This window comes from Chryseobacterium sp. HNCC26DJ241, from assembly GCF_057180505.1.
Map to the genome: position 1 here is coordinate 461,182 of NZ_JBXUGL010000001.1, position 16,659 is coordinate 477,840.

Genomic DNA, 16,659 nt, shown 5'->3' on the forward strand with positions numbered 1-16,659 from the left:
AGACTTTGACAAATTCTTGTTAAAGTCTTTTTTTTATTGAAACTTTTAAAAATTTGAATCTGATGGAATTCAGTACAACCATAAAACTCAAAACCAACGTAAAATCCCAATTAGCAGATCTTTTTACACCGATCGGAATTTATCTGCGTTTGCGGGATCAGTTTCGTGATACCATTCTTCTGGAAAGTGCCGGAAATCAAAATTCTGAAAACAGTTTTTCATTCATTTGTGTGAATGCAATTGCAGGAATTGAGATCCGTAATTATGAAGAAGCCGAGCTAAAATTTCCGCTACAAAACCCTGAAAAAATTAGTCTTCAAGATCAAAAATTGTCTGATTTGCTTCAAGATTTTTCCAAATGTTTTGAATGTGAAACACCCAATCTGGAAATAGGAAAACAAGCACAGGGATTTTTCGGATATACCAGTTATGATGCGATTCCTTTTTTTGAAAACATAAAATTCAAGGAACAATCGGAAGAAAATAAAATTCCGCTGATGCGCTACAGATTGTATCAATATGTAATTGCCATTAATCATTTTAATGATGAAATGTTCCTGATCGAAAATAAAATTGAAGGTCTGAACTCTGAAATTTCTACGATAGAAAATTTAATTCACCAAAAAAATGCGCCGGTTTTTCCTTTTGAAACCATCGATGACGAAACTTCTAATTTAACCGATGAAGAATATCTGCAATCTGTGGAATTTGCAAAAAAACATTGTTTTCGTGGCGATGTTTTTCAGTTGGTTTTGAGCCGAAGATTTGAGCAAAAATTCAGAGGTGATGAATTCAATGTATATCGTGCTTTACGAAATATCAATCCGTCTCCTTATTTATTTTTCTTCGATTATGGAGATTATAAATTAATCGGATCAAGCCCTGAAAGTCAATTAATTATAAAAAACAAAAAAGCGATTGTCCATCCGATTGCAGGAACTTTCCGAAGAACAGGAAATGTAGAAAAAGACTTCGAAAACGCAGAAGAACTCAAGAAAGATCCGAAAGAAAATGCGGAACATACTATGCTTGTAGATTTAGCAAGAAACGATTTGAGCATTCATGGAAAAAATACAACTGTGACCAAACTCAAAGAAATTCATTTTTTTTCGCACGTTATTCACATGGTTTCTGAAGTAGTTACAGAAATTTCAGAAAATCAGAATCCGTACGAAATGATTGCCACCACTTTTCCACAAGGAACTTTAAGCGGTGCTCCAAAATATCGAGCAATGCAACTGATTGACGAACACGAGAAAACTTCCAGAAGTTATTATGCTGGTTGTATTGGTTTTGTAGGATTTGACGGAAGTTGCAATCAGGCAATTATGATCCGTACTTTTTTGAGTAAGAACAATACATTATTCTATCAAGCAGGAGCCGGATTAGTTGCAAAATCAAATCCCGAAAGTGAACTTCAGGAAGTGAATAATAAATTAGGAGCTTTGAAAAAAGCAATTAGTAAAGCAGAAAAAATTTAACCACAGAGACACAGTGTATTCCACAGTGCTCACTGTGAAATCTCCATTACTCCGTGGTAAAAAAATAAAAATTATGAAAATATTAGTCTTCGATAATTATGATAGTTTTACTTACAATCTCGTTCAAATGATTGAGCAGATTGTGGGTGAAAAAGTAGATGTTTTCCGAAACGACCAAATTCCTTTGGAAGAAATTGAAAAATACGATAAAATTATTCTTTCTCCAGGTCCAGGAATTCCGGAAGAAGCAGGAATTTTGTTAGAATTAATTAAAAAATATGCGCCAAAAAAATCTATTTTCGGGGTTTGTCTCGGACAACAAGCTATTGCGGAAGCCTTTGGCGGAAGTTTGATTAATCTTACGGAAATCTATCACGGAGTGGCAACTGAAGCTACCCAAACCAAAGAACACAAAATTTTCAAAAATTTACCTGAAACTTTGGAAGTTGGACGTTACCATTCTTGGGCAGTAAATCCCGATGATTTTCCTGCCGAATTGGAAATTACAAGTATTGATAAAAACGGAATGATTATGAGCTTGAAACATAAAGAATATGATGTACATGCTGTTCAGTATCATCCGGAAAGTATTTTAACACCAAAAGGAAAACAGATTTTAGAGAATTTTCTAAAGTCGGAAGCCGGAAGCCGGAAGTCAGAAGAATAAGTATAACGCAAAAAAACTTCCGACTTCAGACACCTGACTTCGGACTTAAAAATTATGAAACAAATCCTACAATATCTTTTCAATCATCAGACTTTGACGAAAGCCGAAGCAAAAGCAATAATGATTGAAATCGCTCAGAATAAATTCAACGAAAGTGAAGTCACAGCTTTTGTTACTGTATTTTTGATGCGAAATATTACACTCGAAGAACTCGAAGGTTTTCGGGAAGCATTCCTACAATTAGCTAAACCTGTAGATTTAGAAACCAAAGATTTGGTCGATATTGTCGGAACTGGCGGTGATGGAAAAAACACTTTTAATATTTCCACATTGGCAAGTTTCATCGTTGCCGGAACCGGACAAAAAGTAGCAAAACAGGGAAATTATGGGGCTTCTACAATCAGCGGAGCTTCCAATGTTTTGGAAGAATTAGGGTACAAATTCAAGGATAATTCCGAAGATTTGAAAAAAGATCTAGAAAAAGGGAACATTTGTTTTCTTCACGCTCCTCTTTTTCATCCTGCTTTGAAATCTGTAGCTCCACTTCGGAAACAACTTGGATTGAAAACATTTTTCAATCTTTTGGGTCCATTGGTAAATCCTGTTCGTCCCGATTATACTATGATTGGAGTTGCCAATCTGGAAATTGCAAGATTGTATCAATACTTGCTTCAGAAAAAATCTGAACAATTTATGTTGGTTCATGCTTTGGATGGTTATGATGAAATTTCATTGACCAGTGATACCAAAATTTTTGATAAAAATGGAGAAAAAATCTACTCTGCCGAAGATTTGAAATTTAAAAATATTGCTCCCGAAACTATTTTCGGTGGAAACACAAAAGAAGAAGCTGCTAAAATTTTCCTCAATATTTTAGAAGGAAACGGAACGGAAGAACAAAATTCTGTCGTTCTTGCCAATGCTGCGCTTGCTTTGGAAAACACCAGAAAATATGGAAATTATGATGGTTGTTTAGCTTTGGCAAAAGAAAGTCTGGAAAGCGGAAAAGCATTTCGCAGTTTACAGTTGATAGTTGCCAGTTGATAGTTGTCAGTCTGAGCGAAGTCGAAGACTTTTTCAATAGTAGTAAAATCTGACAACCGACAACCAACAACCAACAACCAAATTTATAAAATAATATAAACATTGAGACACAAAGTTTTTCACAGTGTTCGCTGTTAGATCTCTGTTTTCTCTGTGGTAAAAAATAAAAATGACAATACTTGATAGAATAATAGAACGAAAAAAACAGGAAGTTGCAGAAGCAAAATCCAAAATTTCTATTGAACAGCTAAAAGATTCTGAATTTTTTGGAAGAAAAACTTTTTCTCTGAAAGAAACCATCAAAACAAAATCCGGAATTATTACTGAATTCAAAAGAAAATCACCAAGCAAAGGAATCATCAATGATAAAGTTTTGCCTTTGGAAGTCGTTTCTCAATATGAAAAATTTGGAGCAAGCGCAGTTTCAATTTTGACAGACAAAGATTTTTTTGGAGGAAATTTTGAGGATATTTTAGATGTCAGAAATCATATCAACATTCCGATTTTGCGAAAAGATTTTATGATTGATGAGTATCAGTTTTACGAAGCAAAATCAATTGGAGCAGATGTTATTTTATTGATTGCGGCTTGTCTTTCTCCAAATCAGGTTTCGGAATTTACAGAATTAGCACATTCTTTAAATCTTGAAGTTTTATTGGAAATTCATTCCGAAGAAGAATTGAAACATATTAATAAAGATGTAGATTTTGTCGGAATTAATAATAGAAATTTGAAAGATTTCAAAGTAGATCTACAACATTCTGTAAATCTCAAAAATATGCTTCCAGAAAATATTTTTTCGATCGCAGAAAGCGGAATTTACAATGAAGAAGATTTCAAATTTTTGAAAGAAAAAGGATTTGATGGATTTTTGATGGGCGAATATTTTATGAAAAATGAAAATCCAGGCCAAAAATTCCAAACTTTTGTAAAAAGTATAATGTAAAATGTACAAAGTAATGAGTACAAATAAACACCAACCGACAACTATCAACTATCAACCAAAGCTAAAAGTCTGTGGTTTAACAAAACTTGATCAGATTCAGGAATTGATTGATTTGAATATTGATTTTCTGGGATTTATCTTTTATGAAAAATCTCCAAGATTTGTTTTGAATCATTTGAATTTAGAACAAATTGCAGAAATTCCGCATTTTAGAAAAGTTGGCGTTTTTGTGAATGAAAATGTAGAGAAAGTTATAGAAATTTCAGAAAAAGCAGGATTAAATTTTATTCAGCTTCACGGTGACGAAACAGAAGATTTCATTTCAGAATTAAGACAAAAACTGAATCCGAAAATAGGAATTATTAAAGTAATTAGAATCGGAAGTCAGAAATCGGAAGTAAGAAGTAAAATTGAAAAAGTCTTCGACTTCACTCAGACTGACAACTATCAACCATCAACTATCAACTATTTCCTTTTCGACACCGATTCCAAAGCTTTCGGTGGAACAGGAAAAACCTTTGATTGGAACATTCTGAACGACATCGAAATTCCAATTCCTTATTTTTTAAGTGGTGGAATTTCTTTGGAAAACATCCATCAACTATCAACTATTAACCATCAACCATTTTCTCTCGACATTAATTCAAAATTTGAAATCGAACCAGGAAATAAAGATTTAGAAAAAATAAAAGAATTTGTAAATTCATTGAAAGTCACGAAGTGACGATTTAACAAAGCATAGGATAAAATCCTATGGAAATAAAGTAAAATATGCCACAGTCATTAGTAAAAAATTATATTCACATTGTTTTCAGCACGAAGCATAGGAATAGTTTTATAGATGAAAATATAGAAAGTCAATTATTTTCCTACATAGCAACAATTTGCACAGATTTTGAAAGTCCCGCAATACAAATTGGAGGAACAGATGATCATATACATATTCTATGTTTGCTTTCGAGAAAAATTACTTTAATGAAATTGGTTCAGGAAGTAAAAGCACATTCTTCAAAATGGATGAAAACAAAAGGGAAAAAATACGAAAATTTCTTTTGGCAAAATGGTTACGGTGCATTTTCAGTAAGTCCGAAAAATGTTTTTCACGTGGTCAATTATATACGAAATCAAAGGGAACATCATAAAGAATTTGATTTCAAAAAAGAAATAATCAATTATTACAAAAAATACGAAATTGAATATGATGAAAAATATCTTTGGGATTAATATGTGGGAAATATTCATTCATAGGAATAACTTCCTATGCTTTGTTAAATCGTTCCTTCGGAACTCTTTTATTGGTAATTAAATTTAAAAATCATGAACTTTCAGAATCCAGATAAAAATGGCTATTATGGAGATTTCGGCGGAGCTTTCATTCCCGAAATGCTTTACCCGAATGTTGCCGAATTACAGCGCAATTATTTACAAATCATCGAATCTGAGGAATTTCAGAATGAATTTCAGGATTTGCTGAAAAACTATGTTGGTCGCTCTACTCCACTCTATTTTGCTAAGAATTTGAGCGAAAAATACCAAACTCAAATTTATTTGAAAAGAGAAGATTTAAATCACACTGGTGCGCATAAAATTAACAATGCATTAGGTCAGGCTTTATTGGCAAAAAAATTAGGAAAATATAGAATTATTGCCGAAACCGGAGCCGGACAACACGGTGTTGCAACCGCAACTGCTTGTGCACTTTTGGGTTTGGAGTGTATCGTTTATATGGGTGAAATCGATATTCAGAGGCAAGCTCCGAATGTTGCACGAATGAAAATGTTAGGAGCAACCGTTGTTCCTGCAACTTCTGGATCAAAAACTTTGAAAGACGCTGTAAATGAAGCATTAAGAGATTGGATCAATAATCCAGAAACTACACATTATATTATCGGAAGTGTAGTCGGCCCGCATCCTTTTCCGGATTTGGTAGCGAGATTTCAAAGTGTAATTTCCAAAGAAATTAAACTTCAATTAAAAGAAAAAATCGGAAGAGAAAATCCTGATTATGTGATTGCTTGTGTTGGTGGTGGAAGTAATGCAGCCGGAACTTTTTATCATTTTGTGAATGACGAAAATGTAAAATTAATTGCAGCAGAAGCTGGCGGTTTAGGCGTGAATTCCGGAAAATCTGCTGCTACAACATTTCTCGGAACTTTAGGAATTTTGCACGGAAGTAAAAGTTTGGTAATGCAGACTGAAGACGGACAAGTCGTTGAGCCACATTCTATTTCCGCAGGTTTGGATTATCCCGGAATCGGGCCTTTTCATGCCAATTTATTTAAAGAAAAACGGGCAGAATTTTTCAGTATTAATGATGATGAAGCATTAGAATCAGCCTTTGAATTAACGAAAATAGAAGGCATTATTCCTGCTTTGGAAAGTTCTCACGCTTTACACGTGTTGAAAAAGAAAAAATTTGAAAAAAATGATGTCGTGGTGATTACTTTAAGCGGTCGTGGTGATAAAGACATGGAAACTTATCTTCGGGTACAAAGTACAATGTAATATGTACAAAGTATCTATTATTAAACAATTTTAAAATACATTGTATTTTGTACGTATTACATTGTACATTATACTTTTTACAAATTCTATGAAAAAACTAAATATATATTTCACAGCCGGAATTCCCAATCTGAAAGATACCGGAAAAATTGCAAAACTGATTCAGGAAAGTGGAGCCGATATGATGGAAATCGGAATTCCCTATTCTGATCCTGTTGCGGATGGACCCGTAATTCAGGATGCACATTCTTTAGCTTTGAAAAACGGAATGACCATCAAAAAACTGTTTGAGCAATTAGCAGAAATTAAAGATTCTGTAACCATTCCTAAAATATTAATGGGATATCTAAATCCTGTTTTGCAATTCGGTTTTGAAAATTTTTGTGAAAAATGTAAAGAAACAGGGATTTCAGGCTTAATTATTCCTGATCTACCACCTTACGAATTTGAAAAAAAATATAGTGAAATTTTAAAGAAATATAATTTAAATTTCACATTCCTTGTTACTCCCGAAACTTCGGAAGAACGAATCAAATATCTGGATTCTTTGAGTTCCGGATTTTTATACGCTGTGAGTTCTTCTTCCACTACAGGAAAGGAAAATGCAGTTCTAAAAAATGAAAATTACCTGAACCGATTGGCTTCATTACAATTAAAAAATCCGGTTTTCATTGGATTTGGAATTAAGAATAAATCTGATTTTGAAAACGTTACCGAAAAAGCAAACGGCGGAATTATCGGAACTGCTTTTGTAAAAATCCTTCTAGAAAATGAAGATTGGGAGATAAAAGCCAAAAATTTTATTCATAGCATAAAGTAGTATTTTTTTGTAAATTTGGACATCAATTTTTCATAAAATGACAATTACACAAAATAAAAAAATTCAGTTTCAAGATTTAGGTTTAATGGATTATCTTCCTGCATTCGAAACTCAGGAAAAACTAATGAATGAAATTATTGCTCTGAAACTCAAAAACAGGGACAGAACGGACGAAATTTTTGAAGAAACGCCTAATTATTTTTTATTTGTAGAACATCCTCATGTTTATACTTTAGGAAAATCCGGAGACGAAAATAATATGCTTGCACGAGAAGAACAACTGAAAAAAATTGATGCCACTTTCGTAAAAACCAATCGTGGTGGTGATATTACCTATCATGGTTTTGGGCAGATTGTTGGTTATCCGATTCTGGATTTGGATAATTTTAAATCCGACATTCATTTGTATATGCGAAATTTGGAAGAAGTGATTATCCGTGTAATTGCAGAATATGGACTGAAAGGTGAAAGAAGCGAAGGCGAAACCGGAGTTTGGCTGGATGTGGGAAAACCTTACGCCCGAAAAATTTGTGCAATGGGCGTGAAAACTTCAAAATGGGTAACCATGCATGGTTTTGCACTGAATGTGAACACAGATTTACGATATTTTGAATACATCATTCCATGCGGAATTAAGGATAAAACTGTAACTTCCTTGAAACGTGAACTGGAAAGAGAATTTTCGCCGAAAGAAGTAAATGAAGTAAAAACAAAAATTAAGAAACATTTCGCAGATGTTTTCGGGGCAGAGTTTGTGAATTAATTCTTATAGAAAAGCGTTGTTAGAGCTTAAAGCTCTAACAACGCTCAAATTAATTTTTGAAATTTATAAAATTAAGAGGCTATCTTTTGAATAGCCTCTTTTATTATATTATTGAACAATAGTCCAATTAGGCATTCTTAATTGCCTGTTAGCAAAATCAAATTCTATACCTGCAAAATGACCTGGAACATGAAGTTTTAACACATCTCCTTTCCATTCAAAAGTTGCCGATTTAAAACTTGGTAGCTGTGAAAGCTTTAATTCAGGAATTTCTCCTGCTACCTGAAGATTTCCACCTCCCTTATTATTAATATCTGCTGAAGAACCTACCACCGGAAGATTTCCATATTTACTTCCATAAAAAATTACACGATGAGGCCAAGAATCTGGTGATACATTTGCTGAATCCGTACCTACAATAACTATTGAGCCTCCTTTATCATAATGCAAATGATAGTTATCAAGATTTACACCTCTCATTTTTTCTTGAGAAAAACTGTACGAATAAAATCCACCTGAAACAAACAGTGTTTTATTTGTTCGATTTTCAACTAAATAATTTGTTGGAAAATCAACTACATGGGTAACAGGATCTTCATTAACATGAGCCATTACATTACAAGCAATCAAATTAGAGGTACAATTTTCATTATTATGCAAAGTAGATTTCCAAACAAAGAAAGGCGCATTGTGAGTTTCCGCATAGATATTATACAAATTACAATACCCCTGATTCACCTCTACAGCAACACCATCTCTTCCTCCAACACTGTTTTTATCTTTTAAAGGTCCTAAATAAGAATCAGACATTTCTGCATGTCCCCTTAAAATTAATAAATGATGTTTTGTAAATTTCAATGAACTATAAAAAGAACATCTGCTGATTAAAGCATTATATACATTCGATTGTTCTACTTTTACCGCTACAACACAAGCACGAAAATCTGATCTATCAACATAATTAGTATCCATATTATAATCAGGACTATAGTCATGACCGTCATTATAGCCAGGATCTATAACTGGACTGTAATAATGAACTCCTATATCTAATAAATGGAAGAGACAATTTCTGATCTCATTTCGAACGGTAGCTGATTCATTAATGTACTTGATTCCTATAATTCCCGGAATTTGAATCTTCATCTCCTTATCTTGGTAAAAAAGATTAGAATAAGTGTCAAAACAAAGATTTTCTATTGTAACTCCCATAACGTTATTTAGAAGTAAAATAGTATTGTTTGCTGCTCCATTCCAACGAATAATTGTAGAGTTATCTAATATAGCTCCTCCCTTCTTCAATTTCTTCTCACCTCCTTGTCCTTTAAGACTTATCCCTGCTGTAATTTCCAATGTCTCATTTACTAAATAAACTCCTGTTTCAAATTCTAATACGGAAGTTTTAAAATTCGCCTTTGAATTAAGTGAAGCTATAGCTTTTTTTATAGCATTAGTATCATCTGTTATACCATCTCCTTTTGCACCGAACCATTTCACAGAAATACTTCCTGTAAAGGCTCTTTTATAATATTTAGTTACTCCGGTAGTAGTATCTAATATTTCTTTATATAATACATCATCTATAGTACCATCTACCTCTGAAAAAGGAATTTCATGGTAATTTACTTGTTCAAATGTGTACGGGTCGGTTACTGTAATAATCATTTTTTTGTTTTTAATTGTTAAACTGTTATTAAAAATTCTCAATAAATTCTTGCAAGATTTATTATCAAAACAAAGATAAATGCTGCTAACGACAGAACTTGACGCAATATTTTTTAAATCAAAATATTTTTTCAAAGAAAAACCACCTCAGTTTTGAAGTGGCTATTTAGGAGTAGTTATTTGATAAGAATCTAATTTTTGATAGACCTCATTCTTTTCTTTTTCTTTTTTATCCGAAATCAGAATTCCTGAGAGATGATCTATTTCATGCTGAAAAATTACGGCTGTAAAACCTTCTACAATTTCTGTATTTTTTTTTCCATTTAAATCAAAATATTCTAACTGAATAACTTGACTTCTGTAAAATTGATCCCGAAAATCTGAAATGGATAAATCGCCTTCCGGATCAAGTCTCAATAATTTTGATTTCCATAAAATTTTAGGATTTATAAAATATTCTACAGGATGCTGGTCTTTGTCAAAACGCATTACCAAGACAATATTTCTATTAATTCCGACTTGTGGAGCCGCGATTCCGACACCTCCATCTGTTGCAGCCAAAGATTTTTTCATTCTTTCAATAAGAATGGCAGTATTTTTATCTTTCGGATTTGCATTCAATGATTGAGAAAGCAAAACATGATGTTGCTTTTCATCATTAGTCTGATAAATAGGAAGTGCCGTTGAAATATCATCACTATTAATCAAAGTAATTTCCTCTTTAGAATACTTCTGAGCAGAAATAAAACTACCTATCAATATAGCAATAATGGTAAAAAATTTCATTTTCTAAAATGTCTTGAAACCTTTAAAAACTCTTGTCGATTCATCCAACATAGGAATGGACTGCATTCGGAAATTCGCTAAATGTTCCGTAGTACCGTGTTTAAAGTGATGTTCTTCTGTTTCCCAAAGTTCAACTATAAAGAAAACGCCTTTATCTTGTTTATCTTCAATCAGATCATACTGAAGGCATCCTTCTTCTTTTCTGGTTTCATTTACCAGTTTTTTCAGCAGTTCAATAGCATCCATCAAATAATTTTCCTTAAAACGAAAAAGAGCAACAATGTATAGTTTCATTAAAAAAATTTATTGGCAAATTTAGAAAAATGGAGTAAAAGATTTCAATAAAATTTATTTTTTTACAGAATTACGGAATTCGTAATTTTTTTGAATTAAATTGTAAATTTTTCAAAATTGCTTATATTTGTAGAAATCCAAAAAGTATAGAATGGCAGAGTATAAATTATTACTTCCCTCAATGGGAGAAGGCGTGATGGAAGCTACAATTATCAGCTGGCTTGCTAATGAAGGAGACATGGTGAGAGAAGATGATTCTGTAGTAGAAATTGCAACAGACAAAGTAGATTCTGATGTTCCGACGCCTGTTTCGGGGAAAATTGTAAAAATTCTGAAACAAAAAGATGAAGTGGCCAAAATAGGTGAAGCCATTGCTATTCTTAACATTTCGACTTCTCTCAATGAGACAAATGAAGGCGAAACCATAGCCGAACAATCTCAGGATCCAAAATCCCATGAAGAAATAAAAACAGAATTGCCCCAACCTACTCAAGAAGATATCAGAGAACTGGAAAAACCATTACAAAATATTTCGACGGTATCTTTTTCAGGAGATTTATACTTATCTCCGTTGGTGAAGTCTATTGCTCAGGAAGAAAATATTTCAGAAACCGAATTAAAATCTATAAAAGGAAGCGGATCTGAAGGAAGGATTACCAAAGAAGATATTTTAGCGTATGTTAAAAACAGAGGAACTGTTTCTGCAATTTCTGAAGTTAAAATTGAAGATAAACCGACTATTCAAACCGTTCAAAATCAGCAAACCTTTTCTTCTACTACAATTCCGGTTTCTTCCGCTGATGAAGTAATTCCGATGGACAGAATGCGGAAAATCATTGCGGAAAATATGGTAAAAGCAAAACAAATTGCTCCGCACGTTACTTCTTTCATCGAAACAGACGTTACCAATATTGTAAAATGGAGAAACAAAAACAAAAATATTTTTGAGCAAAGAGAAGGTGAAAAACTGACTTTCATGCCGATTTTTGTAAAAGCCGTAGTAAAAGCAATTCAGGATTATCCATTGATTAATGTTTCGGTAAACGGAGATACTATTATCAAAAAGAAAAACATCAATATCGGAATGGCAACTGCACTTCCGGATGGAAATCTTATTGTTCCGGTTATCAAAAATGCAGATCAGCTTTCGCTTTCAGGTTTGGCAAAAGCAATCAATGATTTAGCCTTCAGAGCGAGAAACAAAAAACTGAAACCGGAAGATACTCAAGGTGCTACTTATACCATTTCTAATGTTGGAAGTTTTGGAAATTTGATGGGTACTCCTATTATTCCTCAGCCTCAGGTTGCCATTCTTGCAATTGGTGCTATTGTAAAAAAACCTGCTGTTTTAGAAACCAAAGACGGAGATGTAATTGCGATTAGAAATTTGATGTTTATGTCTCATTCTTACGATCATCGAGTTGTAGATGGTTCACTTGGCGGGATGTTCCTGAAACATGTCAATGATTATCTCGAAAACTGGGACATGAATACCGAAATATAAAAATTTTTCAAAATACGAACCTTCGAAAATTTCGAAGGTTTTTTTATTTTTAGGAGCTATTTCCCGCTTTTCGCTATTACTCCTCATTTCGCCGCTCCACTTCGTTCCGCGGCTTCATTGCGGGGTAGCCGCTGCAATCGGGGCTAAAAAACATTAGAAAAATGATTTTATAAATTCTTTTCATTATCTTTGAAACTATGCGTAGAATATTGATCTACATTCGTAAAAGCCTCAAAAAATCTTTTGACAATATTAGAAATGAAAAACTGAAGTATACTTTGCTTCAGGCAATTCCTTTTTGGATTGGTTCTATTATTACGGGAGTTTTTGCTGTGATGTATGCCAAGATTTTCCAGTGGGGAGAAGATTTGATGCATATAATAATGAATTGGCATTCTTGGCTGATTTTTATTATAGCTCCAATATGTTTTGTAATTTCATGGTGGCTGGTAAAAGAATTTGCACCTTATGCAAAAGGCAGCGGAATACCACAAGTAATGGCTGCTGTTGAACTTGCCAATCCAAAAGAACATACAAAAATAAGAAGCCTTCTAAGTTTGAAAATCATCGTTTTCAAAATTATTTCATCAGTAATTTTGATTATAGGAGGTGGTGCAATAGGTCGGGAAGGTCCTACTATCCAGATTGCAGGTTCTATTTTCCGAAAAGTCTATGAATATTTGCCTCAATGGTGGCCAAAAATTTCCAGAAAAAATATGATTATGACGGGTGCTGCAGCCGGACTTTCGGCGGCATTCAACACACCACTTGGTGGAGTTGTTTTTGCTGTGGAAGAACTTTCAAAAACACATATCAATTATTTTAAGACGGCATTATTCACTGCCGTTATTATTGCAGGACTTACTGCACAGACTTTGGCAGGTTCTTATTTATATTTAGGATATCCAAAAACTCAACATACTACTTTAATGGTCATGTTTCCTGTTATGTTAGTTTCAGGAGTCTCAGGAATTCTTGCAAGCCAGCTTTCACAATTCATGCTTTATATTAACAAATGGAGAAAAAAATTAAAAACCAATAATGCAAATATTATTTTCCTAACTATATCAGCACTAATAATGGCATCCATAGCTTTCTTTTTAAGCAAAGAAGTTTTAGGCTCTGGTAAAGAAATAATGGAAAGAGTTTTATTTACAAGTAATAAGCACGAAGATTGGTACATTCCTTTATTAAGAATGTTTGGACCTGCTCTTTCATTTACCTCAGGAGGTGCCGGTGGAATTTTTGCTCCGGCTTTGTCTGCGGGTGCAAGTATTGGTTCAGTACTATCAGGATGGCTAGATCTCAACCAAAATGAAACGAACGTTGTCATACTTGCCGGTATGGTCGCTTTTCTTACAGGAATTACAAGAGCACCTTTTACTTCTGCAATACTCGTTTTGGAAATGACTGATAGGCATTCTTTAATTTTTCATCTAATGCTTGCAGGAATGGTTTCATCTCTATTCTCTATTTTGATTAATAAAAAATCATTGTATGATCAATTAAAAGAAAATTATCTGCAAGAGATACAAAAAGAAATATAATATATCACATTAATTTACAAACACTTATTACTCTTCTTATAAATTTATTCTCTTTAATAAAAGAGATTAGCCTTTAAAGTTAATACATTTTTTTCATACAAAAAATTAGGATAAGTTCATTTTTTTTTCTAATTTGTGGTCGAATTAATAAAATTATATACTATGAGAAAATTTTTACTCTCGGCTTTCATGCTAACAGTTCCTTTATTTGGTTTCAGCCAAGTATTTCAGGAAGATTTTGATGGGAATGGTCCCGGCATTGGTTCATGGACTGTAATTGACAATGATGGTCAAACTCCAAACGCAGCAGTTTCCTTTATAAGTAGCGGATGGAATGCTATAGACAGACAAGGAGCTAATGGTAATTTTGGAGGTCCTGCTGGAAATTATGCTGCAATGAGTACTTCTTGGTATGAGCCTGTTGGAACTGCTGATGATTGGCTTATTACGCCATCTATTGCCCTACCTGCAGGAGCATCTACTTTAAAATGGGATGCTAAAGCTCAAGATGCGTCTTTTCCAGATGGATATAAAGTAATGCTTTCTACCAATGGAGGAAATACAATTGCAGATTTTGATGTACAACTTTACAGCACTGCTGCAGAAAGTGCAACTTGGACAACGAGAAGCGCTGATCTTACTCCATATGCTGGTACTTCTGTAAGAGTAGCTTTTGTAAACAATTCTAATGATAAGTTTGTACTATTAGTAGATAATGTAAAAGTTACTGTTCCTCCGGCTACACCTCCGAATTGTGCAACATTAACTTCTCCAGCTGATGCTTCAACAGGAGTTTCTTACAATTCAATTGCTTTAACTTGGACTGCCCCAACTACTGGTACATCAGTAGATTCCTATGATGTTTATTTAGATACTAATCCTAATCCTACCACTTTATTAGGTAATACAGTTGCAACCACATATACTGCAACTAATTTGACAGGCTCTACTACATATTACTGGAAGGCTGTTCCTAAAAACGGAGCAGGTAGTGCAAGTGGATGTACAGTATTCTCATTTACTACAGCAGTTAATCCGGTTGCTCCTTATTGTGGACCATTGCAATTTACTACTGACGTAGAGCCAATTACATTAGTGAACTTTGCAGGTATTAACAACACAACTGATGCGACTGTTGATGGAAACCCAGCTCACGAAGTATTTTTAGATCAAACGGCTACTGTTACTACAGGTCAAACGTATACTATTACTTTAAAAGGAAATACAGCAGGCAATTATACTAATAGATTCGTTGTATTCTTTGACTGGAATCAAGATGGAGATTTTGGTGATGCTGATGAAACATATCAAGTAACTCAAACTATTTTAAACTCTACAGGAACCGATGCTACACAAGCTACACATTCTATCTTAGTTCCTTCTACAGCTACAACAGGATCTACCAGAATGAGAGTGAAGAAAATTTTTGGTACTAGTAACTATCTTAACCCATGTTCAGGTGCATCTTATGGACAAGCTGAAGAATATACAGTACAAGTAAATACTTTTGCTGTTTCTGAAGCAAACAAAGTAAAAGTAAATACATATCCAAACCCAGTAACTGATGTATTAAATATTGAATCTCCTTCTAAAGTAAAAACAGTTTCTGTATTTGATGCTTCTGGTAAAGGTGTTGCTAATTTTGAATTGAACGCTACTAAATCTCAAGTAAATCTATCTAGATTGACTCCAGGAATGTATGTTGTGAAAATTGAAACTGAAAACGGTACCAACACTGTGAAAGTTATCAAGAAATAACAATTCTTAGAAACGTTAAATATAAAGACCTGCATTTTGTAGGTCTTTTTATTTGGTTGTGTATTAAAAAAATAATTCCTACTTTTGCACCTCGAAATAAATATTTTAACATTATGAACAATTACGAAACTGTTTTCATTTTAACTCCCGTTCTATCTGATGCACAGGTGGAGGAAGCAGTGAAAAAATTTGAAGATCTTTTGACTTCTCACAATTGCGAAATCGTTGCCAGAGAAAACTGGGGATTAAAAAAATTAGCTTATCCAATTCAATTGAAAAAGAATGGATTCTACACTTTGATCGAATTCAAAGGTGAAGGTAGTGTAGTAGCAGAACTTGAACTTGCTTTCAAACGTGATGAAAGAGTTATCCGTTACTTAACTACTAAATTGGACAAACACGCTGTAGATTATGCTGTAACAAGAAGAGCAAAATTAAAAACAGCTAAAGCTTAATTATTTAACCTTAAAAAAAGAAAAACATGGCAATAGACGAAATGGCACAACAAGCCGCAGCTGGAGGTGAATCAGAAGTAAAATTCCTTACTCCACTTGATATCAATACAAAATCTGAAAAAAAATATTGTAGATTCAAGAAATATGGAATCAAGCATGTAGATTACAAAGATGCTGATTTCTTATTACAATTCGTGAACGAACAAGGTAAAATCCTTCCAAGAAGATATACAGGAACTTCTTTAAAATATCAAAGAAAAGTTTCTGCAGCTATCAAAAGAGCAAGACATCTTGCTTTAATGCCTTACGTTGCAGATTTATTAAAATAAGATAAAAAGAAACAAGAGAAAAGAGAAAAGATTTTGATATTTTCTCTTTTTTTAAGTTGCTGAATAAATAATTAATTCTAACGATTTTTAGATTA

The 16,659-nt window shown here is 33.4% G+C and carries 17 protein-coding genes; 14 read left to right on the plus strand and 3 right to left on the minus strand.

The features are described 5' to 3' along the window. The first annotated feature begins 62 nt into the window (after positions 1-62). From AC2A1C_RS02115 to lipB, 9 genes are all read left to right on the plus strand, one after another. A complete protein-coding gene (locus AC2A1C_RS02115) occupies positions 63-1,481 on the plus strand; it encodes an anthranilate synthase component I family protein (RefSeq protein WP_484022993.1) in 1,419 nt (472 codons plus the stop codon). Between the two features lie 73 nt (positions 1,482-1,554). Next, complete coding sequence (locus tag AC2A1C_RS02120; RefSeq protein WP_484022995.1) at positions 1,555-2,148, plus strand: anthranilate synthase component II; 594 nt, start codon at positions 1,555-1,557, stop codon at positions 2,146-2,148. 54 nt (positions 2,149-2,202) lie between these two features. Continuing rightward, positions 2,203-3,192 carry an anthranilate phosphoribosyltransferase gene (trpD, locus tag AC2A1C_RS02125; RefSeq protein WP_484022997.1) on the plus strand — a complete coding sequence of 330 codons (990 nt, stop codon included), beginning with the start codon at positions 2,203-2,205 and terminating at the stop codon, positions 3,190-3,192. A gap of 169 nt (positions 3,193-3,361) precedes the next feature. Next, positions 3,362-4,138: an indole-3-glycerol phosphate synthase TrpC gene (gene trpC / locus AC2A1C_RS02130; RefSeq protein ID WP_484022998.1), complete on the plus strand. Its 777-nt coding sequence runs from the start codon at positions 3,362-3,364 to the stop codon at positions 4,136-4,138. A 13-nt stretch (positions 4,139-4,151) separates the two neighbouring features. Beyond that, positions 4,152-4,862 carry a phosphoribosylanthranilate isomerase gene (locus tag AC2A1C_RS02135; RefSeq protein ID WP_484023000.1) on the plus strand — a complete coding sequence of 237 codons (711 nt, stop codon included), beginning with the start codon at positions 4,152-4,154 and terminating at the stop codon, positions 4,860-4,862. A 47-nt stretch (positions 4,863-4,909) separates the two neighbouring features. Beyond that, positions 4,910-5,362 carry an IS200/IS605 family transposase gene (gene tnpA, locus AC2A1C_RS02140; protein WP_484023001.1) on the plus strand — a complete coding sequence of 151 codons (453 nt, stop codon included), beginning with the start codon at positions 4,910-4,912 and terminating at the stop codon, positions 5,360-5,362. A gap of 93 nt (positions 5,363-5,455) precedes the next feature. Beyond that, positions 5,456-6,643: a tryptophan synthase subunit beta gene (gene trpB / locus AC2A1C_RS02145; protein WP_484023003.1), complete on the plus strand. Its 1,188-nt coding sequence runs from the start codon at positions 5,456-5,458 to the stop codon at positions 6,641-6,643. An 88-nt stretch (positions 6,644-6,731) separates the two neighbouring features. Continuing rightward, the gene (trpA, locus tag AC2A1C_RS02150; protein WP_484023005.1) at positions 6,732-7,463 is read left to right on the plus strand and encodes a tryptophan synthase subunit alpha; all 732 of its coding nucleotides are present in this window, start codon (positions 6,732-6,734) and stop codon (positions 7,461-7,463) included. 37 nt (positions 7,464-7,500) lie between these two features. Further along, positions 7,501-8,226, plus strand: coding sequence for a lipoyl(octanoyl) transferase LipB (lipB, locus tag AC2A1C_RS02155; RefSeq protein WP_484023007.1), 726 nt, complete (start codon positions 7,501-7,503; stop codon positions 8,224-8,226). 108 nt (positions 8,227-8,334) lie between these two features. Here lipB and AC2A1C_RS02160 read toward each other — a convergent pair whose 3' ends face one another. The 3 genes from AC2A1C_RS02160 to AC2A1C_RS02170 form a co-directional block, all read right to left on the minus strand. After that, on the minus strand, positions 8,335-9,891 hold the full coding sequence (locus AC2A1C_RS02160; RefSeq protein WP_484023009.1) for a glycosyl hydrolase family 28-related protein: 1,557 nt from the start codon (positions 9,889-9,891) through the stop codon (positions 8,335-8,337). Between the two features lie 162 nt (positions 9,892-10,053). Continuing rightward, complete coding sequence (locus tag AC2A1C_RS02165) at positions 10,054-10,677, minus strand: peptide deformylase (protein WP_484023010.1); 624 nt, start codon at positions 10,675-10,677, stop codon at positions 10,054-10,056. A gap of 3 nt (positions 10,678-10,680) precedes the next feature. Further along, entirely contained in the window at positions 10,681-10,971 is a 291-nt protein-coding gene (locus tag AC2A1C_RS02170; protein WP_484023012.1) for a putative quinol monooxygenase, read from the minus strand. Between the two features lie 151 nt (positions 10,972-11,122). Between AC2A1C_RS02170 and AC2A1C_RS02175 the strand changes: the two genes are divergently transcribed. From AC2A1C_RS02175 to rpsR, 5 genes are all read left to right on the plus strand, one after another. Next, positions 11,123-12,475, plus strand: coding sequence for a dihydrolipoamide acetyltransferase family protein (locus tag AC2A1C_RS02175; RefSeq protein WP_484023014.1), 1,353 nt, complete (start codon positions 11,123-11,125; stop codon positions 12,473-12,475). 197 nt (positions 12,476-12,672) lie between these two features. Then, complete coding sequence (locus tag AC2A1C_RS02180) at positions 12,673-14,022, plus strand: chloride channel protein (RefSeq protein ID WP_484023016.1); 1,350 nt, start codon at positions 12,673-12,675, stop codon at positions 14,020-14,022. 162 nt (positions 14,023-14,184) lie between these two features. After that, positions 14,185-15,780, plus strand: coding sequence for a choice-of-anchor J domain-containing protein (locus tag AC2A1C_RS02185; RefSeq protein ID WP_484023018.1), 1,596 nt, complete (start codon positions 14,185-14,187; stop codon positions 15,778-15,780). A 113-nt stretch (positions 15,781-15,893) separates the two neighbouring features. Then, complete coding sequence (gene rpsF, locus AC2A1C_RS02190) at positions 15,894-16,235, plus strand: 30S ribosomal protein S6 (RefSeq protein WP_484023019.1); 342 nt, start codon at positions 15,894-15,896, stop codon at positions 16,233-16,235. A gap of 26 nt (positions 16,236-16,261) precedes the next feature. After that, entirely contained in the window at positions 16,262-16,564 is a 303-nt protein-coding gene (rpsR, locus tag AC2A1C_RS02195) for a 30S ribosomal protein S18 (protein WP_484023021.1), read from the plus strand. Positions 16,565-16,659 lie beyond the last annotated feature (95 nt).